Source organism: Streptomyces sp. NPDC002232, from assembly GCF_042890295.1.
In the GTDB taxonomy this organism is placed as follows: domain Bacteria; phylum Actinomycetota; class Actinomycetes; order Streptomycetales; family Streptomycetaceae; genus Streptomyces.
This window is the reverse complement of the sequence record NZ_JBIARV010000006.1, coordinates 37349-58778: the sequence shown is the minus strand read 5'-3', so window position 1 is coordinate 58778 and position 21430 is coordinate 37349. Positions and strand designations below refer to the sequence as shown.

Here is a 21430-nt window from a genome sequence, read left to right as displayed (position 1 = left end):
GTAGGGCCCGGGGGCGGGGTCAGGCCGCGCGGACCTCGCGGTCGGTCGCCGGGGAGGTGACGATGTGGGCGCAGGGGCGGGGCGCGGGGGTGGGGCGCCTGCGGGTGAAGGGGCGGGGCAGCGAGAGGTTCACGAAGCCTTCGGCCTGCATGGCGGCGAAGCCGATGCGGGGGAGGTCGCGGCTCTTGCGGTAGACGACGAAGCGGGGCTCCCAGCGGGGCCGGAACTTGGCGTTGAACTTGTAGAGGGACTCGATCTGGAACCAGCGGGAGAGGAAGACGAGGAGGCCGCGCCAGATGCGCAGGACGGGTCCCGCGCCGATCTTCTCGCCGCGGGCGAGGGCGGCGCGGAACATCGCGAAGTTGAGGGACACGCGTTCGATGCCGAGGCCGGGGGAGGCCTGGAGGGCGGCGACGATGAGGAGCTCGTTCATGCCGGGGTCGGCGGAGCGGTCGCGGCGCATGAGTTCCAGGGACATGCCGTCGGGGCCCCAGGGCACGAAGTGGATGATCGCCTTGAGGTCGCCGTAGGGGGAGTCCCCGGCGTCGGCCTCGTCGGTCTTGTGGGCGGTCGCTATGACGGCGTCGCCGTCGCCGGGGGCGCCGATGCGGCCGAGGGCCATGGAGAAGCCGCGTTCGGTGTCGGTGCCGCGCCAGTCGGCGGCGGCGCGGCGGACGCGTTCGAGTTCCTCGTCGTCGAGGTCACGGACCCGGCGGACCTGGGTGGTGTAGCCGTTGCGTTCGATCCGTTTCACCATCTGGCGGACGTTGCGCATGGCGCGGCCGGCGAGGGAGAAATCCGCGACGTCGACCACCGCCTCGTCGCCGAGTTCGAGGGCGTCGAGGCCGGTCTCGCGGGTCCAGACCTGGCCGCCGGTCTCGGAGCAGCCCATGACGGCGGGGGTCCAGGAGTGGGCCTTGGCCTCGTCCATGAAGCGTTCGATGGCGCCGGGCCAGGCCTCGACGTCGCCGATGGGGTCGCCGCTGGCGAGCATGACGCCGGAGACCACGCGGTAGCAGACGGCGGCCTTGCCGCTGGGGGAGAAGACGACGCCCTTGTCGCGGCGGAGTGCGAAGTGGCCGAGGGAGTCGCGGCCGCCGTGCTGGTCGAGGAGGGCGCGCAGCCGGGTCTCGTCGTCGTCGGTGAGGCGGGCGGCGGGGTGCTCGGGGCGGAAGGCCAGGTAGATGGTGGTGAGGGCGGTGAGCATGCCGAGGGCGCCCAGGGAGTAGCCGACGGTCCAGTCGACGCCCCGGGTGTAGGCGACGGGGCCTTCGACGCCGAAGAGTCCGTACAGGACGTGTTCGAGGCGGTCGGTGAGGCTGGGGCTGCCGATGACGCGGCGGGGGTGGGCGCTGACGATGACGAGGCCGAGGGCGATGGATCCGGCGCCCATGACGACGAAGTTGGCGAGGGCGCGCCAGCGGCTGCGGGGGTCGGGCAGGGCGGCGAACTCACCCCGGTGGCGTACGAGGAGGGTGAGGAGTACGAGGGAGAGGAGGGCGCCGAGGAGGGAGTGGCGCCAGACGAACTGGGCGGCGGCGCCGAGGGGCAGCAGGACGACGGCGGCGCGCCAGGCCCGGCGCTTGTGCCGCTTGAGGCCGTGGGCGAGGAGCAGCAGGAGGACGCCGGCGCTCAGGGAGAGGGCGGCGGAGAGGGGGCCGAGGGTGCCGGGGAGGACTTCGGCGACGGCGTGCATGCGGCTGACGCGGAAGCGGGGGAAGACCCCCGCGGCGATGTCGATGAGGCCGATGAGGGTGGCGGCCGTGCCGACGAGGGCCGGGACGTTCTCGGGGCGGGGGCCGCGGAGAATCCGCCGCACCCGAATCGGAACCAATCCCGATTTGTCCCCATCTACCGTGACAGACATGGCTTCCCGTACTTCCCGTGGTCCTGCGCAGGGTCTTTGACTCCGGTCGGGTCCTGCGGCGCGTTCGGCGGGCCGTTCCGGCTGGTGCGCCTTCTATGACGGCGGCGTACGGGGCCGGGTTCATTCGTCCCCAGGAAAATCTCGGAAAGAAGGCTCGGTCGTCTCATGGGTCTCACCAGTGACAAAGTCCTCGTGTCGGCCGTGGCGCTGGCCGTGGCGCTGTTCCTGGCCACGGTCTGGATGTGGCCGAGGCTCGCCCGGCGGGGCTGGCGGCCGGTCGTGGGCCGGGTGGGGCTGCTGCTCGTGACCCAGGTGGCGCTGTTCGCGGCGGTGGGCCTCGCGGCGAACCGGTCGTTCCTGTTCTACGGCTCCTGGGCCGACCTGCTCGGCCAGGAGCAGGAGATGGGGGTGGTCGTCGACCACGCGGCCGGCTCGAAGGACGTGCGGGTGGTGGGGACGCAGACGCTCGACGTGCCGGGCGGCGGACGCCCCTCGGTCGGGGGACAGATCCAGAAGGTCGTGGTGTCGGGGGAGCGGTCCGGGATCGCCTCGCCGGCGTACGTGTACCTGCCTCCGGAGTACTTCCAGCCGAGGTACGCGCAGCGGAGGTTCCCGGCGGCCGTGGTGCTCACCGGGTATCCGGGGACCGCGGAGAACCTGCTCAAGGGGCTGAACTATCCGAAGGCGGCGTACCTCCAGGCGAAGGAGGGGCGGATGCAGCCGATGATCCTGGTGATGCTGCGCCCGACGGTGGCGCCGCCGCGGGACACGGAGTGCGTGGACGTGCCGGGGGGCCCGCAGACGGAGACGTTCTTCGCCCAGGACCTGCCGAAGGCCGTCTCGGGGATGTACCGGGTGGGGACGAAGCCGCGGAACTGGGGCTTCATGGGGAACTCGACGGGTGGCTACTGCGCGCTGAAGATCGCCCTCCACCACCCGGACCGCTTCGCGGCGGGCGCGGGCTTCTCCGCGTACTACAAGGCGGCGGAGGACGTCACCACGGGGGACCTGTTCCACGGGGACGAGGCGCTGCGCCGGCGGGGCGACCTGCTGTGGAGCCTGGACCACGGGCGGCAGGGCAGCACGTCGTTCCTGGTGACCTCGTCGAAGCGGGGCGAGGGGAACCTGAAGGGCACGCGGCAGTTCATCGGGAAGGTGAAGAGCCCGGCGGAGGTCTCGTCGATCGTGCTGGACAGCGGCGGCCACAACTTCAACACGTGGAACAGGGAGCTCGCGCCGGGCCTGGTCTGGATCGGCGGGAAGCTCAGCGCGAACTGACGGCCGCCCCGCCCTCCGGCGAGGGCCGCCCGGCTCCGGCTGACGGCCGCCTCGGCCACCGGGGAGGCCCGGCCCCGGCTGACCGCCGCCCGGGCGGACCCGGCCCGCCTCTGTCTCACTCCGCCGACGCCCGGCGCAGGGCGCGGTGGACGCCCTCCGGGGTGAGGACGCCGACGGGCCGGCCGTCGGCGTCGGTGACGGTGAGACGGCCCGTGTCGTGCTGGAGGAGCACCGCGAGGGCGTCCTTGAGGGAGGTCCCCAGGGGTACGGGGGCGGGGGCGCCGTCCGCGGCCGCTCCGGCGTCCTTCGCCCACGGGTCGAGGTCGGACGCGGTGACGGGGGTGACCGCGAGCCGCTTGAGGCCCCGGTCGTTGCCGACGAAGTCCGCGACGTACGGGGTGGCGGGGGCGCCGAGGACGGTGGCGGGCGTGTCGAACTGTTCGATGCGGCCCTGCCCGTAGACGGCCATGCGGTCGCCCATGCGGACGGCCTCCTCGATGTCGTGGGTGACGAGGAGGACGGTCTTGCGGACGGTGGCCTGGAGGGCGAGGAACTCGTTCTGAAGGCGCTCGCGGACGACCGGGTCGACGGCGCCGAAGGGCTCGTCCATGAGGAGCACGGGCGGGTCGGCGGCGAGGGCGCGCGCGACGCCGACGCGCTGGCGCTGTCCGCCGGAGAGCTGGGCGGGGTAGCGCGGGCCGTGGACGGCCGGGTCGAGGCCGACGAGGTCGAGGAGTTCGGCGGCACGCGCGCGTGCGGCGGCCTTCTTCCAGCCGAGGAGGGCGGGGACGGTCGCGGTGTTGTCGAGGACCGTGCGGTGGGGGAAGAGCCCGACCTGCTGGATGACGTAGCCGATCTTGCGGCGCAGGGCGACCGGGTTGACGCCGGCGATGTCCTCGCCGTCGACGAGGACGCGGCCCGAGGTCGGCTCGACGAGCCGGTTGACCATCATCATCGTGGTCGTCTTGCCGCAGCCGGACGGGCCGACCAGGGTCACGAGCTCACCCTCGGCGACCTCGAAGGAGAGGTCGTCGACGGCCGTGGTGCCGTCGTCGTACCGCTTGGTCACGTGCTCGAACCGGATCATGGTTCCCCATTCTGTCCCCTGGGCGTCGGGGGTGTGTGAAGGGCGTGTTGCCGCATTGTGGCGGGTCTCGGGGATTGTCGGTGGTGCGGGTTAGGGTCGTCACACAAGCGTTCGGGAGGGCGGACGACACGGGGGGAGGGACGATGAGCGCACCGAACTGTCTGGTCGCGAACGACTGGATCTGCGGCGAGTACCTGCGCACGCGGCGCACGGAGTTGACGGACGCGCTGCTCCAGCATGTGGGAATCACGGTCGTGTCCGTACTGATCGCGCTGGCCGTCGCGGTCCCGCTCGCGCTCCTGGTGCGGGCCAGGCCGCGGTTCGCCGGCCCGGTCCTCGGCCTGACCACCCTGCTCTACACGGTGCCGTCGCTCGCGATGTTCTCGCTGCTGCTGCCCCTCTTCGGGCTGTCGGCCGCGCTCGTCGTGACCGGCCTCGTGCTCTACGCCCTGACGATCCTCGTGCGGAACACGCTGGCGGGGCTCGCCGCCGTGCCCGCCGAGACGCGGGAGGCGGCCCGGGGCATGGGGTACGGCTCGCTGCGGATGCTGTGGCAGGTCGAGCTCCCGCTGGCGCTGCCGGTGCTGATGGCCGGCGTGAGGATGGCGACGGTCTCCACGATCGCGCTGACGACGGTCGGCTCCGTCGTCGGCCGAGGGGGCCTGGGCAATCTCATCGAGGACGCGCTGCCGACCTTCTTCAAGGCGCAGATGCTCGCCGCCTCGGTGCTGTGCGTGCTGCTCGCCGTCACCGCCGACCTGCTGCTCCTGGGCCTCCAGCGGCTGCTGACGCCGTGGACCCGGATACGGACCGCGCCGGGAGGTGGGTGAGATGGGCATCGTGACGGACGCCTGGGGCTGGCTCACCACCGGCGCGCACTGGACGGGCGAGGAGGGCATCGGGCGGCGGCTCACCGAGCACGTGTACGTGAGCGGGGCCGCGCTCCTCGTCGCCGCGGCGCTCGCGCTGCCGCTGGGCCTGTGGCTCGGCCACCTCGGCCGGGGCGGCGCGCTCGCGGTGAACGTGTCCAACGTGGGGCGGGCGATCCCCGTCTTCGCGGTGCTGGGCCTGTTCATGGTGTCCCCCCTGCGGAACGCCGGCTACGCGCCGACGGTGGTCGCCCTGGTGCTCTTCGCGATACCCCCGCTCCTCACCAACGCCTACGTGGGGGTGCGGGAGGTCGACCGGGCCGCGGTGCGGGCCGCGCGGGGCATGGGGATGACGGGCGGCCAGGTGTTCCTGCGGGTGGAACTGCCGCTGGCCCGCCCGGTGGTGATGACCGGGATCCGCTCGGCCGCGGTGCAGGTGGTCGCCACCGCGACCGTCGCCGCGATGGTCGGGCAGGGCGGTCTCGGCCGGATCATCACGGCCGGTTTCGCCACGTACGACACCGCGCAGGTCGTCGCGGGCGCCGTGCTCGTGGCGCTGCTCGCCCTCCTGGTGGAGGGCGTCCTGGTGGCCGCGGACCGCCTCTTCGACCGACACAGACGACTTGTCGAACACTGACTGGATGGGTGATCTCGTGAACAGGGTCTCGCGTATCGCGGGCGCGCTGGTGGGTACGGCGGCGCTGACCGTCGCCCTCGCCGCGTGCGGCGGTGACAGCCTGGAGGAAGGCAAGAAGAAGGACTCCGGGGGCTCCGGCTCCGCCGGCGGGGAGAAGGGCTCCCTGGTGGTCGGCGCGGCCGCGTTCACCGAGGCCAAGGTCCTCGCCGAGCTGTACGCGCAGTCGCTGCGGGCCGAGGGGTACGCGGTGTCCATCACCACGGTGAAGAATCGCGAGCTGTACGAACCCTCGCTGGAGAAGGGCGAGATCGACATCGTCCCGGAATACGCGGCGACGATCGCGGAATTCCTCAACGCGAAGGTGAACGGCCCGAAGGCGCCCGAGGACAAGCCGGTCGCCTCGGGCGACGCCACGGCCACGGTCGAGGCGCTGCGGAAGCTCGCCGAACCGCGCGGCCTGAAGGTCCTCGCGGCCGGAGAGGCCGTCGATCAGAACGCGTTCGCGGTGACGAAGGAATTCGCCGAGAAGAACAAGCTGACGAACCTTTCCGATCTCGGCCGCGCGAAGCTGAAGGTGAAGATCGCCGCCGGTGACGAATGCGCGGTGCGGCCCTTCTGCGCGCCCGGTCTGAAGAAGACGTACGGCATCGACGTGGCCGGGATCGACCCCAAGGGCGTCGGCACGCCGCAGGCCAAGCAGGCCGTCAAGGACGGGGTGGACCAGCTGGTCCTGACGACCACCACGGACGCCACGATCGACAGCTACGGCCTGGTCTTCCTCGCCGACGACAAGAAGCTGCAGAACGCGGACAACGTTCTGCCCGTGCTCAACGCCAAGGACGCCGGCGCCCCGGAGATAGCCGCCGCCCTGGACAAGATCACCAAGGTGCTGACGACAGCGGATCTCGCCGAACTCAACCGCAAGGTGGACGCCGAGCGGGCGAAGCCGGAGGACGTCGCCAAGGCGTATCTGGAGACGAAGGGGCTGCTCAAGAAGTAGTCGACGGGGGAGGGGAGTCGGCCCGAAACGGAACCGGAACCGGAGATATCCACTTCTGGTGGCGAGAAGTGGCCAAGAGATTGCCGGGCCGACGCCCCACGTGGCGCCTACGCACGGTAAATTTCAGGCCATGCCACGTGGACGCCACCGCCATTCCCCGCCTCTGCACAAGCTGCTGCCGCCCTCCGCGGTCGCCGGCGCCGCGGTCGTGTGCGCCGCGGCCGCCTGGCTGCCCGGCGACCCGGTGATCGCGCGGCTGCTCGCGGCCGCGGCGGCCGCAGCCGCCGTCACCGGCGCCGTCCTCATGCGCAGTTGGGACCGGAGCGCCGGCCTCAAGGTCGCCGAGCTCGACCGGGCGCGCACCGCCGACCAGTGGAAGGCCGAGGAGCGGACCGCCGAGCTGGAGTCCGACCTGGAGGAGTCCCGCGCGCTGCGCGTCCGCCTCGACGCCAAGCTCCGCGCCAAGCGCGTGGAGCTCGCCGGGCTGCGCGGCGAGCACGCCGACCTCCTCCGCCGGTACGCCACCGCGGAGACCGAGCGGGCCAGCGCCCTGGAGGGCCGCCGCGTCCTCGCCCTGGAGACGGGTGGCCCGGACGGCACCAAGGCGCTGCCGGCCGCCGGTTCCACGCCCACCCCGGAGGCCTTCCGCCGCGCCGCCCAGGCGCTCCGCGACCTCCCGCGCAACGCCGCGGCCCAGCAGGCCCGCCGCACGGCCGAGGCGGCCCGCGCCCGCGACCTCGCCGAGCGCGCCCGGGAGACGGAGGAGCCGCAGGGGAAGCACGCGGCGGCCGCCGGAACCGAGCAGCACACCCGGACGGCCGCCGCCGCCCCCGCGCTCCCGCCCGCCGCACCGGCCGGGGCCACCGCCCTGCCGGCGGTTCCGGCCGCCGCCGCGATCGCCCCGTACGCCGCCCGCAGGCCCGTCCCGCGCCCCGAGGGCGGCTTCGACTTCTTCGGTACGCAGAAGGCGGCGGAGGTCATCGAGGCCGTGCAGAACAGCGACCTCGCCGACGTCGTCGGCGAGGAGGTCCTCGAAGAGGCCCTCGCCTCCGGGACCCCGCTGCTCACGCCGGTCGCCCCGCCCCTCGCCCCGCACGTCACCGCCCCGCCCCGGGCGATCGGCCAGGTCATCGACCTGACCGCGCACGACGAGACCGAGCAGCTGGACGTGGCGGAACTGCGCGGCGCGGTCAACTCGTGACGTACCGCCTGGCCCCGCTCGGGGCCGAGGAGCTCGCCGCCCGCCGCGACGAGCTCCTCGCCCTGTGCGCCCAGGCCTTCTGCGGCGAGCCCTGGCACGAGCCGCCGCTCGGTGCCGTACGGACCGTGGACCGGCTGCTCGGTTCGGCCGCCGGGCGGGACGACTTCACCGCCGTGGCCGCGCTCGACGCCGAGGACGCCCTCCTCGGGTTCTCCGCCGGCTGGAGCGACACCGTCCTCACCGGGGACGCCCGCGCCTTCGAGCTCGCCGAACTCGTCGTCGCCCCCGGCCACCAGGGACGCGGGCTCGGCCGCCGGCTCCACGACGCGCTGCTCGGGGCCGCGGTGCCCGGACCGGCCCTGCTCATGACCCTCGACGTCCCGGCGCTGACGGACCGGTACACGGCCTGGGGCTGGACCGTCGCCGACCGGCGGCGGCCCGGCGCGGAGCGGCGCGCGTACGTCGTGATGCGCCGGGAGCGCTGACACCGGACCCGGCGCCCCGCGGCCCCCGGCGGACGGCTACTTGTCGATGTCGCCGACGACGAAGAAGAGCGAGCCCAGGATCGCCACCATGTCGGCGACGAGCGTCCCGGGCAGCAGCTCCACCAGCGCCTGGATGTTGTTGAACGACGCCGAGCGCAGCTTCAGCCGGTAGGGGGTCTTCTCGCCCTTCGACACCAGGTAGTAGCCGTTCACGCCGAGCGGGTTCTCGGTCCAGGCGTACGTGTGGCCCTCCGGCGCCTTGAGCACCTTCGGAAGCCGCTGGTTGATCGGGCCGGGCGGCAGGTCGGCCATCCGGTCCAGGCAGGCGTCCGCCAGGTCCAGCGCGTTGTGGGTCTGGTCCAGCAGGCACTCGAAGCGGGCGAGGCAGTCGCCCTCCTGCCGCACGGCGACCCGCAGGGTGTCCTGGAGCTCGCCGTACGCCAGGTACGGCTCGTCGCGGCGCAGGTCGAAGTCGACGCCCGAGGCGCGGGCGATCGGCCCGGACACCCCGTAGGCGTGGACGGCCCGCGGGCTCAGGACGCCGACCCCGCGCGTACGGCCCCGGAAGATCTCGTTCCCGAGGACGAGCCGGTCGTACACGTCCATCCGCGACCGCACGTCCGCGACGGCCTGCCGCGCCCGCCCCAGCCAGCCGGCCGGCAGGTCCTCCTTGAGGCCGCCGACCCGGTTGAACATGTAGTGCATCCGGCCGCCGGAGACCTCCTCCATCACGGCCTGGAGCTCCTCGCGCTCCCGGAAGGCGTGGAAGACGGGGGTGATCCCGCCCAGCTCCAGGGGGTACGAGCCGAGGAACATCAGATGGTTCAGGACCCGGTTCAGCTCGGCGAGGAGCGTCCGCGTCCACACGGCCCGCTCCGGGACCTCCATGCCGAGCATCCGCTCGACCGCCATGACGACGCCGAGCTCGTTGGAGAAGGCGGACAGCCAGTCGTGGCGGTTGGCCAGCATGATGATCTGCCGGTAGTCCCGCGCCTCGAAGAGCTTCTCGGCGCCCCGGTGCATGTAGCCGATCACCGGCTCGGCCTGCCGGACGACCTCCCCGTCGAGCACGAGCCGGAGCCGGAGCACGCCGTGGGTCGAGGGATGCTGCGGCCCGATGTTCAGCACCATGTCGGTGCTCTCCGCCGCGCCGCCGATGCCGACCGTCGTCTCCGTCATGCGGCCAGTATCCCCTGCCGCTCCCGGCCCCCGGGCCGCTGCCCGGAGGGCGGACGCGGCGGGTCAGCGGGCGCCCTCCGCGGGGACCCGCTGGGTCAGCCAGAGGAAGTCGCCCAGACCGCCGCGCGCGGTCAGCTCGGCCGCCTGGCCGGCGGCGGCGAGCGCGCGGACGTACCCGGCGGGGTCGGTCGAGGCGAGCGCGAGCGGGGGCCGCCCGCCGGACACCCCGAGCCGCCCCAGCGCCTCCCGCTGCGTGACCAGCTCGGCGCGCGGGAGCCCCGCCCCGGCCCCGGGGCCGCTCCCGCCGCCGTCCCGGGCCCGCGCCGCCGGACCCGCGTCCGGGGCCGGTCGCCGCGCCGGGTCCGCGTCCGGGGCCGGTCGCTCCACCGGGTCCGCGTCCGGGGCCGGGTGCTCCGCCCGGTCCGCGCACGCGTCCAGGGCCACGTGGGCCGTCACGTCGCAGCTGCCGTCCGGGACCGGCGGGACCTCGCGGCCCGCGCGGAAGCCCGTCAGGGTGCCGAAGGGCGGCCGGGAGGCCCGCACGTGCGCGTAGTCCACGGCCACCGCGCGGCCCGCGGCGACGCGGCCCACCGCCGCCGCCCAGGCCTCGTCGCGGGGCCGTCCGATCTCGGCCCGCGCGCCCGGCTCCCGCAGCGGCCACCAGCGCGCCAGCCAGTCGGCGTCCGGGCCGGTCACGGGGCCGCCGAGGCGCTCGGTGCCGTCCGGCGCGACCTCCACGTACCGGACCGTGCCCCGCGCGTCCGCCTCGGCGACGTCCACCGGCACGTTGTCGAGCCACTCGTTCGCGAAGAGCAGCCCGCGCACGCCGCTCGGCACCCGGTCCGTCCACTCCACCCGGGGGTCGAGCCCGGCCGGGCGGGCCGCGCGCTCGACCGCCCACGCCCGGACCGTCAGCGAGGACCCGACGGCCGCGAGCACCGCCGTCAGGAGCTCACCGCGCCCCGCGCCCACGTCCACGAGGTCGACCTCGTCGGTGCCCAGCTCGTCCGCGACCTCGCCCAGCAGCCGGGCCACGGCCGCCGCGAAGAGCGGAGAGGCGTGCACCGAGGTGCGGAAGTGACCCGCGGGGCCCTCGGGGCGCAGGTAGAAGCCCTCCGGGCCGTACAGCGCCCGCTCCGTGGCCTCCCGCCACCCCTGCCACTGACACGTCTCATCCATCACGTGCCCCAGTCTCCACCTCGGGGAGTACGGGCCCCGCGCCAAGGATCGGCCCCACGGTTGATCCCCGCACCTGTCCCCCTTCCCTACTCTGGGTGACGTGCAGCGCCTTTACGACTTCATCCGCAGACACCCGACGGGCGTCGACGTCTTCTGGGCCGTCGTCCTCCTCGGGCTCTCCGTGCTGTGGGTGGGGACGACCTACCCGACGGTGGACCACCCCGTCGCGTACGGTCTCGTCGCCGCGCTGTTCTCCCTGGTCGTGGCCCTGCGCCGGCGGGCCCCGGAGAAGATGCTGGTCCTCACGGTCGTGCTGGGCGTCGCCCAGCTCGCCCTCGGTCTGCGGCCGTTCCTGGCCGACTTCGCCATGCTCGTGATCATCTTCACCGTCGCCGCGCACGACGGACCGCGCTGGGCGTCCCGGCTCGCCCTCATCGGCGGGCTCAGCGCCTCCACGCTGTCCCAGCTCAGATGGCCGCTGGAGACTGACAGCTCCGGCACGGCCCAGGTCTTCTTCACCATCATCATGACCGTGCCGTTCGCCCTCGCCTGGGTCCTCGGCGACTCGCTCCGCACCCGCCGCGCCTACTTCGCGCAGCTGGAGGAGCGCGCCACCCGCCTGGAGAAGGAGCGCGAGGCCCAGGCCAAGGTCGCGGTCGCCGCCGAGCGGGCCCGGATCGCCCGCGAGCTGCACGACGTCGTCGCGCACAACGTCTCCGTGATGGTGGTCCAGGCCGACGGCGCCGCCTACGTCATGGACTCCTCCCCGGACACCGCCAAGCAGGCCCTGGAGACGATCTCCTCGACGGGCCGGCAGGCGCTCGCCGAGATGCGCCGGCTCCTCGGGATCCTGCGCACCGGCGAGCACCAGGAGGCCGGGGAGTACGTGCCGCAGCCCGACGTCGGGCAGATCGAGGACCTGGTGGAGCAGGTCCGGGGCGCCGGTCTCACCGTCGACTTCGCGATCGAGGGGAGCCCGCGCCCGCTGCCCAGCGGCGTCGAGCTCACCGCCTACCGGATCGTGCAGGAGGCCCTGACCAACAGCCGCAAGCACGGCGGGCCGGATGTCGGCGCCAGCGTGCGGCTCGTCTACTTCGACGACGGCCTCGGGCTGCTCGTCGAGGACGACGGCCGGGGCGCGCCGCAGGAGATGTACGAGGACGGGGGCGCCGACGGGCGCGGGCATGGTCTGATCGGCATGCGCGAGCGGGTCGGCATGGTCGGCGGCACCCTGGACGCGGGTCCGCGTCCGGGCGGCGGCTTCCGGATCAGCGCCCTGCTCCCCCTCAAGCCCGCCCACTGACGACCCCTCCGGCCCCCGGAAGCCCCCTCCCGCTCACCGTCCTTCCCGGCCACTGACGACCCCTAAGGAACTGACCTGATGTCCATCCGCGTGATGCTCGTCGACGACCAGGTGCTGCTGCGGACCGGTTTCCGCATGGTGCTCGCGGCCCAGGAGGACATGGAGGTCGTGGCGGAGGCGGGCGACGGCGTCGAGGCGCTCGAAGTGCTGCGCTCCACGGCCGTCGACGTCGTCCTGATGGACGTGCGCATGCCGAAGCTGGACGGGGTGGAGACGACCCGGCGGATCTGCTCGCAGCCGGATGCCCCGAAGGTGCTGATCCTGACGACCTTCGACCTCGACGAGTACGCCTTCTCGGGGCTGAAGGCGGGCGCGAGCGGCTTCATGCTGAAGGACGTGCCGCCCGCCGAGCTGCTCGGCGCGATCCGCTCGGTGCACAGCGGGGACGCGGTGGTGGCGCCCTCCACCACCCGCCGCCTCCTGGACCGCTTCTCGCCGATGCTGCCGTCCTCGGGCAAGGACCCCGAGCACAAGGAGCTGGGGCGGCTGACGGACCGGGAGCGCGAGGTGATGATGCTGGTCGCGCAGGGCCTGTCGAACGGCGAGATCGCGGCCCGGCTCGTCCTCTCCGAGGCGACGGTGAAGACGCACGTGGGCCGCATCCTGACCAAGCTGGGCCTGCGCGACCGCGTGCAGGTCGTGGTCCTGGCGTACGAGACGGGCCTGGTCCGGGCGGGCGGCGGCGGCCTCTGACCCGGCCGGCCGCCGGAGCACCGGCTCCCAGAAAGGCGGCCGGCGGAGCACCGGCGCCAGGAAGGCGGCTAGCGGAGCACCGACTCCAGGAAGTCGCTGCCCAGCCGCGCGACGACGGCCACGTCCAGCTGGTGCAGCACGTACCGGCCGCGCCGCTGGGTGGTGGCGAGACCGGCCTTCTTCAGGACCGCCATGTGACGGGACACCTCGGGGGCGGTGATGTTGTACGTGTCGGCCAGCTCGCTCGTCGTGTACGCGCCCCGGGCCAGGCTGCGGCACAGCCGCATCCGCATCGGGTGCGCGATCGCCTCCAGGCGCAGCTTGACCGTCTCCACGGGGGCGGCGCCGCCGAGGTCGCGGGCGGGCACCGGATACTGGACGACCGGCTGCCAGCCGGGCGTGTGCAGGGCGAAGAGGTGGGGCCAGCCGAACGCGGTCGGCAGGAACGTCACGCCCGAGCCCTCCGCGCTGGTGCGGCCCTGGACCAGCTTGTCGACGACGATCCGGCAGCCGCTCGCGTCCTCCTCCAGGGCCATCGCGGAGGAGGTGTCGGCGACGGCCTCGGCCAGCCCCCTGCGGCGCATCAGCTCGGTCTTGTGACGGGCGTCCGCGGCGAGCTGGACGCGCACCCGGCGCCAGGTGTCGGCGAAGAAGGCCTCGTCGCAGTCCTCCAGGAGCCGCCGGATCCACGCGCGCGTGCCGGGCGGGTCGGCCAGCATCCGCTCCACGAAGGCGACCTGCCGCGGGCCCCGGGCGGCGGCCAGGTCGAGGGCGCGGCGGCGCATCCGCTCGTCGACGAGCGGCGAGGGGGCGCCGTGCGTGTAGTGGCTGGCGCAGGAGATCTCCAGGGCCGAGCCCACGTACTTCTCGTCGTCCATGAGGTCGAGGTCGTCCAGCTCCTCCGCGAGCGTCTCGCGGGGCCGGGCGGGCAGCAGGATGTCGGCGCGGGTCGAGCGCCACATGAAGTCGGCCTCGTGGAGCCGGTCCGCCAGCCCCGGCTTCAGGGCCGCCGCCGTCGTGGTCGTCCAGGCGTGCAGCCGGGGGTGGTGCGCCGGCTCGGCGAGGGCGTGCAGGGCGGCGCCCAGCTCGGCCAGCGGCGAGGGGCAGAAGGCGATCCGCTCGTGCGGCAGTCCGGTGATGTCGATGCTCACGCTCACCCGTCCATGGTGCGGGGTGGGCCGGGGGAGCTGTCGCCACGTTTGACGGACCCCGTCAATCGCGGGGCCCCGGATTGACGGGGGCGGTCAATCGGGGGGCCGGTCCCCGGCGGCGCGCCGCACGGTGAGGACATGAACGCTCTGCACCAGTACCTCTTCGACTCCTACCGTGCCGCCTCGCTCGGCGAACCGGCGCCGCCGGCCCCCGGCACCCATGACGTCGCCGTGCTCCGGGCCGTCCGCGCCCACCGCCGCGCCGAGCGCCTGAGGGCGGGCCGCCCGGCGCACGGTCCCGTCCGGACGACCCTGCGCCGCTGGCTGCACCGCAGCCACTGATCCCGTCACCCGCCACGTGGGTCGGGAAGTCCCGTACCGCCCGAGCCTCCCGTACCGCCCGAGCCTCCCGTACCGCCCGACCCTCCCGTACCGCCCGACCTTCCTGTACGGCCCGGGGCCGTCACCCCGCCACGCGCGCGGGCAGGCCCCGCACCGCCCGAGCCCGTCACCCCGCCACGCGCGCCAGGAAGTCCCGTACCGCCTCCTTCACGTCCTCCGCCGTCCACTCCAGGCCCGGTCCGTTCACGGTCAGTTCCGTCACCGCCACCCCCGGCGGGCCGCCCGAGGCGGGGGTGAACCAGCGGCGGAAGAGCGCCGTGCCGGTCTCCTCGGTCTGGGCGAGGGCCGCCGCCGTCAGGACGTCGGGCCCGTACGGCAGCCAGACCTGGAACTGGTGGGTGTGCGGGGTCTCCGGGTGGATCCGGGACCAGCCGGTGCCCGCCTCCGCGAGCGCCTCCCGGATCGCGTCGGCCACCACGCGCGCGTGGGCCGTGTACGCGGGCAGCCGGGGCAGCTCGACGTCCAGGCCCCGGAGCGCGGACAGCGCCGCCGGGTAGTTCTGGAAGACCAGGCCGCCGTACCGGTGGCGCCAGACCCTGGCCTCCTCCATCACGTCCTCGGGACCGGCGAGCACGGCCCCGGACATCCCGCCGAGGGACTTGTAGAACGACACGTAGACGCTGTCGGCGAGCCCCGCGATCTCCGGGAGCCCGCGGCCGAAGCGGGTCGCGCACTCCCACAGCCGGGCGCCGTCGAAGTGGACCACCGCGTCGCGTTCGCGCGCCGCCGCCACCACCTCGGTCAGCTCCTCCCAGGTCGGCAGCACGAAGCCCGCGTCCCGCAGCGGCAGCTCCAGCATCAGCGTCCCGAAGGGCTCGGGGTGGTCCCGCACCTCCTCGGCGGTCGGCAGCCGGGGCGCGCCGGTCGGATGGACGGTCCGGAGCCCGGAGACGGCTCCGAACGCCCCGCCCTCGTGGACCTCCGGGTGGGCGAGCGGATGGAGGGCGACGACCGGGCTGCCGGTGCGTCCGGCCCAGCAGCGCAGAGCCACCTGCTGGGCCATGGTGCCGGTCGGGAAGAAGACCGCGGCGGGGAACCCGAGCTCCTCGGCGACGCGCCGCTCCAGCTCCTCCACGAGCCCGTTGCCGTACGTGTCGAGCGGGGCCTCGTCGTGGCCCGCGGCCTCCGCCCAGGCGGCCAGTTCCCGCAGCCGCGCGCCGACCGTGCCGTCCGCCGAGCTGTCCCACAGCCGCCGCTCGGCGCCGCCCCACACCCGGGCCCGGTGGAGCCGGGCCGCTTCCTCGTCCACAGGGGTCTCCGCAGGAGTCACAGGATTCATGGGCCGATCATCACACCACCGCCCACACCCTGTGGACAGGCCACGGAGCGCCGCGAAACGCTGGCGTAGCATGACCAGAAATCGTCCGGTACCCGCCGAGGACTGGAACGGAAGGCCGTCCCCACCGTGAACGCACCAGCAGCGCCCGAGCCCAGAGCCTCGGAGCCCCGGGCCGAGGACCGACCCGCCCGGCTCACCGTCGGCGTCGTCGGCGCCGGCCGCGTGGGCCCCGCCCTCGCCGCCGCGCTCCGGCTCGCCGGCCACCGTCCCGTCGCCGTCTCGGCGGTCTCCGACACCTCCCGGCGCCGCGCCGCGGAGCTCCTGCCCGACGTCCCCGTCGTCGAGCCCGCCCGGGTCCTCGCCCTCGCCGACCTGGTCCTCCTGACCGTCCCGGACGACGCGCTGCCGGGCCTGGTCGAGGGCCTCGCGGACACCGGAGCCGTCCGGCCGGGCCAGCTGCTCGTGCACACCTCCGGGCGGTACGGGACACGGGTCCTCGACCCCGCCCGCCGGGCCGGTGCCCTGCCGCTCGCCCTGCACCCCGCCATGACCTTCACCGGCACCGCCGTCGACGTCCAGCGGCTCGCCGGGTGCTCCTTCGGCGTCACCGCCCCCGAGGAGCTGCGGCTCGCCGCGGAGGCGCTGGTGATCGAGATGGGCGGCGAGCCCGAGTGGATCGCCGAGGAGGCGCGCCCGCTCTACCACGCGGCCCTGGCGCTCGGCGCGAACCACCTGGTCACCCTGGTGGCCCAGTCGATGGAGCTGCTCCACAAGGCCGGGGTCGCCGCGCCCGACCGCATGCTGGGCCCGCTCCTCGGCGCCGCCCTGGACAACGCCCTGCGGTCCGGCGACGCGGCCCTCACCGGGCCCGTCGCGCGCGGTGACGCCGGCACGGTCGCCGCCCACGTCGCCGAGCTGCGCAAGCACGCGCCCGGCACCGTCGCCGGGTATCTGGCGATGGCCCGCACCACCGCCGACCGGGCGCTCGCGCACGGCCTGCTCAAGCCCGAGCTGGCCGAGGACCTCCTCGGCGTGCTCGCCGAGCGGCCGAGCACCGCCGCCCACCCCGCCGACCCCGCAGACGGGCCGCAAGGAGAAGACCGATGAGCCTGTTCGCCCGCGACCGCGCCGCCACCGGCCGGGACGCCCGCCGCCGGCCCGCCGACCTCCTGCCGACGGCCGAGGACCTCGCGGACGCGGTCGCCCACCGGGGCACGCCCGGCGGCAACGCCGTCGTCATGACCATGGGCGCGCTCCACGAGGGGCACGCCACCCTGATCCGGGCCGCACGCGCGCGCGTGGGCGAGAAGGGCTTCGTCGTCGTCACCGTCTTCGTCAACCCGCTCCAGTTCGGCGCCGGCGAGGACCTCGACCGCTACCCCCGCACCCTCGACGCCGACCTGGTGCTGGCCGCCGAGGCCGGTGCGGACGCCGTCTTCGCGCCCTCCGCCGACGAGGTCTACCCGGGCGGCGAGCCGCAGGTGCGGATCACCGCGGGTCCCATGGGCGAGCGCCTCGAAGGCGCCTCCCGGCCCGGGCACTTCGACGGCATGCTGACCGTCGTCGCCAAGCTCCTCCACCTCACCGCGCCCGACCTGGCCTTCTTCGGCCAGAAGGACGCCCAGCAGCTGGCCCTGATCCGCCGCATGGCCCGCGACCTGAACTTCCCCGTCGAGATCGTCGGAGTGGAGACCGTCCGCGAGAGCGACGGCCTGGCCCTGTCCAGCCGCAACCGCTACCTGTCGGCCGGGGAGCGCCGGACCGCCCTGGCGCTCTCCCGCGCGCTCTTCACGGCCCGTGAGCGGCTCGCCGCCCAGGAGGCGCTGCGCGCGCGGGCCGCCTCGCTGCCCGGCTCCCAGGGCCGGGCCGAGAACCGCGCCGAGGCCCTGTCCCGGCTCGGCGAGGCCCGGGCCGCCGCCGACGCCCACGCCGTCGCGCAGGCCGCCGAGGGCGGCCGCGCCGAGGCGGTGCGGGCCGCGGCCCGTGCCGTCCTGGACGAGGCCTCCCGGGCCGAGCCGCCGCTCACCCTCGACTACCTGGCCCTCGTCGACCCGGCCGACTTCACCGAGGTCGCCGACGGTCATGACGGCGAGGCCGTCCTCGCCGTCGCCGCGCGCGTGGGGAGCACGCGGCTCATCGACAACATCCCCCTCACCCTCGGAGCCACCAAGTGACCGGAATACGGCTGCACGCGCCCGCGCCGGGCTGGGACATCGACGCCGATGTCGTCGTGGTCGGCTCCGGAGTCGCCGGCCTCACCGCCGCCCTCCGCTGCACCGCCGCCGGACTCCGTACGGTGGTCGTCACCAAGGCCCGCCTCGACGACGGCTCCACCCGCTGGGCCCAGGGCGGCATCGCGGCGGCGCTCGGCGACGGCGACACCCCCGAGCAGCACCTCGACGACACCCTCGTCGCCGGTGCCGGGCTCTGCGACGAGCGGGCCGTGCGGGCCCTGGTCACCGAGGGGCCGGACGCCGTCCGGCGCCTGATCTCCACGGGCGCCGACTTCGACAAGACCTCCGACGGCGAGATCGCGCTGACCCGCGAGGGCGGCCACCACCGCCGCCGGATCGCGCACGCGGGCGGCGACGCGACCGGCGCCGAGATCTCCCGGGCGCTGGTCGAGGCGATACGCGACCGGGGCGTCCGCTTCATCGAGCACGCCCTCGTCCTGGACCTCCTCACCGACGCCGAGGGCCGCACGGCCGGCGTCACCCTGCACGTCATGGGCGAGGGGCAGCACGACGGCGTCGGCGCCGTCCACGCGCCCGCGGTGGTCCTGGCCACCGGCGGCATGGGCCAGGTCTTCTCCGCCACCACCAACCCGGCCGTGTCCACCGGCGACGGGGTCGCGCTCGCGCTGCGGGCCGGCGCCGAGGTCTCCGACCTGGAGTTCGTCCAGTTCCACCCCACGGTGCTCTTCCTCGGGGCCGGCGTCGAGGGCCAGCAGCCGCTGGTCTCCGAGGCGGTACGGGGCGAGGGCGCCCACCTGGTCGACGCCGACGGCGTCCGCTTCATGCTCGGGCAGCACGAGCTCGCCGAGCTCGCGCCCCGGGACATCGTCGCCAAGGCCATCACGCGCCGGATGCTGGAGCGGTCCACCGACCACATGTACCTCGACGGCCGTCACTTCGGCGCCGAGATGTGGGCGGAGCGCTTCCCGACGATCCTGGCCGCCTGCCGCTCGCACGGCATCGACCCGGTGACGGAGCCGATCCCGGTCGCGCCCGCCGCCCACTACGCCTCCGGCGGCATCCGCACGGACCTGCGCGGCCGGACCACCGTGCCCGGCCTGTACGCGTGCGGGGAGGTGGCCTGCACGGGCGTCCACGGCGCGAACCGGCTCGCCTCGAACTCGCTCCTGGAGGGCCTGGTCTTCGCCGAGCGGATCGCCGAGGAGATCACGGCGGCCGCGCCGCGCGCGGCGGGCGTCCCCGTGCCGCCCCCGGTCCCGGTGACCCTGCCGCTGCCCGTGGCCGGCGCCCGGACCCGTATCCAGCGGATCATGACGGCCGGCGCGGGCGTGATCCGCTCGGAGGCCAGCCTGCGGGAGGCCGCCGAGGCCCTCGAAGCGCTGCACAGCGACGCGGTGGCGGGCGGCGACGACGACAGCAAGGCGGCCGAGCCGGGCGTGGAATCCTGGGAGACCACGAACCTGCTGTGCGTCGCCCGGGTCCTGGTCTCGGCGGCCCGCCGCCGCGAGGAGACCCGCGGCTGCCACTGGCGCGAGGACCACCCCGACCGCGACGACGCCGACTGGCGCCGGCACCTCGTCGTCCACCTCACCCAGGGGCGGACCCTGGAGGTCCGCACCACCGACACCTTCGACTTTCCCCCCACCCTCGACGCCCCCAGGGAGCCGTAAGTGAGCACGCCCGAGGAAGCCCGTCCCGAGCCCGTGGACGTCCCTCTCATCCAGATCAGCTCGGTCTCCTCGGAGGAGGCCGGCGGCTGCGGCGACGGCTGCGGCTGCGGCGGCGCCGAGGAGTTCGAGTGCGGGCTCGACCCCGCCCTCGCCGAGCTGCTCGCCGACGCCGGGCTCGACCCCGTCCAGGTCGAGGACATCGCCCACCTGGCGATCGCCGAGGACCTCGACGGCGGGGTCGACGTCACGACCGTCGCCACCGTCCCCGAGGACGCCGTCGCCACCGCCGACTTCACCGCCCGCGAGGCCGGTGTCGTGGCCGGTCTGCGCGTCGCCGAGGCGGTCCTGTCGATCGTCTGCACCGACGAGTTCGAGGTCGAGCGGCACGTCGAGGACGGCGAGCGCGTCGAGGCGGGGCAGGTGCTCCTCAGCGCCACCGCCCGCACCCGCGACCTGCTGACCGGCGAGCGCAGCGCGCTCAACATCCTGTGCCGCCTCTCCGGCATCGCCACCGCCACGCGCGCGTGGGCGGACGCCCTGGAGGGCACGAAGGCGAAGGTCCGCGACACCCGCAAGACGACTCCGGGCCTGCGCGCCCTGGAGAAGTACGCGGTCCGCTGCGGCGGCGGCGTCAACCACCGCATGTCGCTCTCCGACGCGGCCCTGGTGAAGGACAACCACGTGGTGGCGGCCGGCGGTGTCGCCGAGGCCTTCAAGGCCGTCCGCGAGCTGTTCCCCGAGGTGCCGATCGAGGTCGAGGTCGACACGATGCACCAGGTCCGCGAGGTCCTGGACGCGGGCGCCGACCTGATCCTGCTCGACAACTTCACCCCGATCGAGACCGAGGAGGCCGTCGCCCTGGTCGCCGGCCGCGCGGTCCTGGAGTCCTCGGGCCGGCTGACCCTGGAGAACGCGGCGGCGTACGCCTCGACCGGCGTCGACTACCTGGCGGTCGGCGGCCTCACCCACTCCTCCCCGATCCTCGACATCGGCCTCGACCTGCGCGAGGTGCGCGCCTGATGCTGCTCACCATCGACGTCGGCAACACGCACACGGTGCTCGGTCTCTTCGACGGCGAGGAGATCGTCGAGCACTGGCGGATCTCCACGGACCCGAGCCGCACCGCCGACGAGATGGCGGTCCTCCTCCAGGGCCTGATGGGCATGCACCCGCTGCTCGGCGTCGAGCTGAGCGACGGCATCGAGGGGATCGCCATCTGCGCGACGGTCCCCTCGGTGCTGCACGAGCTGCGCGAGGTCACCCGCCGGTACTACGGGGACGTGCCCGCGGTGCTCGTGGAGCCCGGCGTGAAGACCGGCGTGCCGATCCTCACGGACAACCCCAAGGAGGTCGGCGCCGACCGGATCATCAACGCGGTCGCGGCCGTCGAGCTGTACGGCGGTCCGGCGATCGTCGTGGACTTCGGCACGGCGACCACGTACGACGCGATCACCGCGCGCGGCGAGTACGCGGGCGGGGCGATCGCGCCGGGCATCGAGATCTCGGTCGAGGCGCTCGGCGTCCGGGGCGCCATGCTCCGCAAGATCGAGCTGGCCCGCCCGCGCAGCGTCATCGGCAAGAACACGGTCGAGGCCATGCAGTCGGGCATCGTCTTCGGGTACGCGGGCCAGGTCGACGGCGTGGTGGCCCGGATGAAGCGGGAACTGGTCGGGCCGAAGGGCGACCCCTCCGACGTGACGGTGATCGCGACCGGCGGCCTGGCGCCGATGGTCCTCGCCGACTCGAAGGAGATAGACGAGCACGAGCCCTGGCTGACCCTGATCGGCCTGCGCCTGGTCTACGAGCGGAACGTCTCCCGCATGTAGGGGCGGAGGGCAGGCCCGCGGGGCGGGACGACGGCCACGGGCACGGCCGCGCGACGGTACGCCCCGGAC

General features: G+C 74.4%; 20 protein-coding genes. 14 read left to right on the top strand and 6 right to left on the bottom strand.

The annotated features are described in order from the left end of the window. Positions 1 to 19: 19 nt before the first annotated feature. The gene (locus ACFYXU_RS28460) at positions 20 to 1867 is read right to left on the bottom strand and encodes a phosphatidylglycerol lysyltransferase domain-containing protein (protein ID WP_376509837.1); all 1848 of its coding nucleotides are present in this window, start codon (positions 1865 to 1867) and stop codon (positions 20 to 22) included. Positions 1868 to 2032: 165 nt separating this feature from the next. On the opposite strand from ACFYXU_RS28460, the gene ACFYXU_RS28455 reads away from it, so the two are divergent. Next, positions 2033 to 3145: an alpha/beta hydrolase gene (locus tag ACFYXU_RS28455; protein WP_376509835.1), complete on the top strand. Its 1113-nt coding sequence runs from the start codon at positions 2033 to 2035 to the stop codon at positions 3143 to 3145. A 115-nt stretch (positions 3146 to 3260) separates the two neighbouring features. Here ACFYXU_RS28455 and ACFYXU_RS28450 read toward each other — a convergent pair whose 3' ends face one another. Continuing rightward, a complete protein-coding gene (locus tag ACFYXU_RS28450) occupies positions 3261 to 4232 on the bottom strand; it encodes an ABC transporter ATP-binding protein (protein WP_389460609.1) in 972 nt (323 codons plus the stop codon). Positions 4233 to 4375: 143 nt separating this feature from the next. On the opposite strand from ACFYXU_RS28450, the gene ACFYXU_RS28445 reads away from it, so the two are divergent. The 5 genes from ACFYXU_RS28445 to ACFYXU_RS28425 all read left to right on the top strand — a co-directional run bounded on the left by ACFYXU_RS28445 (position 4376) and on the right by ACFYXU_RS28425 (position 8424). Continuing rightward, complete coding sequence (locus tag ACFYXU_RS28445; RefSeq protein WP_389460607.1) at positions 4376 to 5062, top strand: ABC transporter permease; 687 nt, start codon at positions 4376 to 4378, stop codon at positions 5060 to 5062. 1 nt (position 5063) lies between these two features. Continuing rightward, positions 5064 to 5738, top strand: coding sequence for an ABC transporter permease (locus tag ACFYXU_RS28440; RefSeq protein WP_376509832.1), 675 nt, complete (start codon positions 5064 to 5066; stop codon positions 5736 to 5738). A 4-nt stretch (positions 5739 to 5742) separates the two neighbouring features. Further along, a complete protein-coding gene (locus ACFYXU_RS28435; protein WP_376509830.1) occupies positions 5743 to 6738 on the top strand; it encodes an ABC transporter substrate-binding protein in 996 nt (331 codons plus the stop codon). 130 nt (positions 6739 to 6868) lie between these two features. Further along, positions 6869 to 7939, top strand: coding sequence for a hypothetical protein (locus ACFYXU_RS28430; protein WP_389407669.1), 1071 nt, complete (start codon positions 6869 to 6871; stop codon positions 7937 to 7939). After that, positions 7936 to 8424, top strand: a complete 489-nt coding sequence (locus ACFYXU_RS28425) for a GNAT family N-acetyltransferase (protein ID WP_389407668.1) — start codon at positions 7936 to 7938, stop codon at positions 8422 to 8424. The genes ACFYXU_RS28430 and ACFYXU_RS28425 overlap by 4 nt, the downstream gene beginning before the upstream one ends. 36 nt (positions 8425 to 8460) lie before the next feature. On the opposite strand, the gene ACFYXU_RS28420 is transcribed toward ACFYXU_RS28425, so the two are convergent. Both ACFYXU_RS28420 and ACFYXU_RS28415 read right to left on the bottom strand, forming a co-directional pair. After that, entirely contained in the window at positions 8461 to 9603 is a 1143-nt protein-coding gene (locus ACFYXU_RS28420; protein ID WP_329854674.1) for an NADH-quinone oxidoreductase subunit D, read from the bottom strand. 63 nt (positions 9604 to 9666) lie between these two features. After that, a complete protein-coding gene (locus ACFYXU_RS28415; RefSeq protein WP_389461117.1) occupies positions 9667 to 10782 on the bottom strand; it encodes an SAM-dependent methyltransferase in 1116 nt (371 codons plus the stop codon). Between the two features lie 100 nt (positions 10783 to 10882). Between ACFYXU_RS28415 and ACFYXU_RS28410 the strand changes: the two genes are divergently transcribed. Both ACFYXU_RS28410 and ACFYXU_RS28405 read left to right on the top strand, forming a co-directional pair. After that, a complete protein-coding gene (locus tag ACFYXU_RS28410; protein ID WP_389407666.1) occupies positions 10883 to 12085 on the top strand; it encodes a sensor histidine kinase in 1203 nt (400 codons plus the stop codon). Between the two features lie 78 nt (positions 12086 to 12163). Then, complete coding sequence (locus ACFYXU_RS28405; protein WP_329854671.1) at positions 12164 to 12838, top strand: response regulator transcription factor; 675 nt, start codon at positions 12164 to 12166, stop codon at positions 12836 to 12838. A gap of 68 nt (positions 12839 to 12906) precedes the next feature. Here the strand turns inward: ACFYXU_RS28405 and ACFYXU_RS28400 are convergent, their stop codons facing one another. Continuing rightward, positions 12907 to 13995, bottom strand: a complete 1089-nt coding sequence (locus tag ACFYXU_RS28400) for a DUF5937 family protein (RefSeq protein WP_376509822.1) — start codon at positions 13993 to 13995, stop codon at positions 12907 to 12909. A gap of 132 nt (positions 13996 to 14127) precedes the next feature. Here ACFYXU_RS28400 and ACFYXU_RS28395 point away from each other — a divergent pair, with 132 nt between their 5' ends. Further along, the gene (locus tag ACFYXU_RS28395) at positions 14128 to 14331 is read left to right on the top strand and encodes a hypothetical protein (RefSeq protein ID WP_376509820.1); all 204 of its coding nucleotides are present in this window, start codon (positions 14128 to 14130) and stop codon (positions 14329 to 14331) included. A 166-nt stretch (positions 14332 to 14497) separates the two neighbouring features. Here the strand turns inward: ACFYXU_RS28395 and ACFYXU_RS28390 are convergent, their stop codons facing one another. Continuing rightward, positions 14498 to 15670 (bottom strand): threonine aldolase family protein, encoded by a 1173-nt coding sequence (locus tag ACFYXU_RS28390; protein WP_389407663.1) that lies wholly within the window; start codon positions 15668 to 15670, stop codon positions 14498 to 14500. Between the two features lie 126 nt (positions 15671 to 15796). Between ACFYXU_RS28390 and ACFYXU_RS28385 the strand changes: the two genes are divergently transcribed. Genes ACFYXU_RS28385 through ACFYXU_RS28365 form a run of 5 tightly spaced genes read left to right on the top strand, consistent with a single transcriptional unit; the run spans position 15797 to position 21361 of the window. Further along, on the top strand, positions 15797 to 16777 hold the full coding sequence (locus ACFYXU_RS28385; RefSeq protein WP_361405624.1) for a DUF2520 domain-containing protein: 981 nt from the start codon (positions 15797 to 15799) through the stop codon (positions 16775 to 16777). Beyond that, a complete protein-coding gene (gene panC / locus ACFYXU_RS28380; RefSeq protein ID WP_376509816.1) occupies positions 16774 to 17844 on the top strand; it encodes a pantoate--beta-alanine ligase in 1071 nt (356 codons plus the stop codon). The genes ACFYXU_RS28385 and panC overlap by 4 nt, the downstream gene beginning before the upstream one ends. Further along, on the top strand, positions 17841 to 19535 hold the full coding sequence (locus ACFYXU_RS28375) for an L-aspartate oxidase (protein WP_389460604.1): 1695 nt from the start codon (positions 17841 to 17843) through the stop codon (positions 19533 to 19535). Before panC ends, ACFYXU_RS28375 begins: the two co-directional genes overlap by 4 nt. Further along, on the top strand, positions 19536 to 20555 hold the full coding sequence (gene nadC, locus ACFYXU_RS28370; protein ID WP_376509812.1) for a carboxylating nicotinate-nucleotide diphosphorylase: 1020 nt from the start codon (positions 19536 to 19538) through the stop codon (positions 20553 to 20555). Then, positions 20555 to 21361, top strand: coding sequence for a type III pantothenate kinase (locus ACFYXU_RS28365; RefSeq protein ID WP_329854665.1), 807 nt, complete (start codon positions 20555 to 20557; stop codon positions 21359 to 21361). The genes nadC and ACFYXU_RS28365 overlap by 1 nt, the downstream gene beginning before the upstream one ends. Positions 21362 to 21430 lie beyond the last annotated feature (69 nt).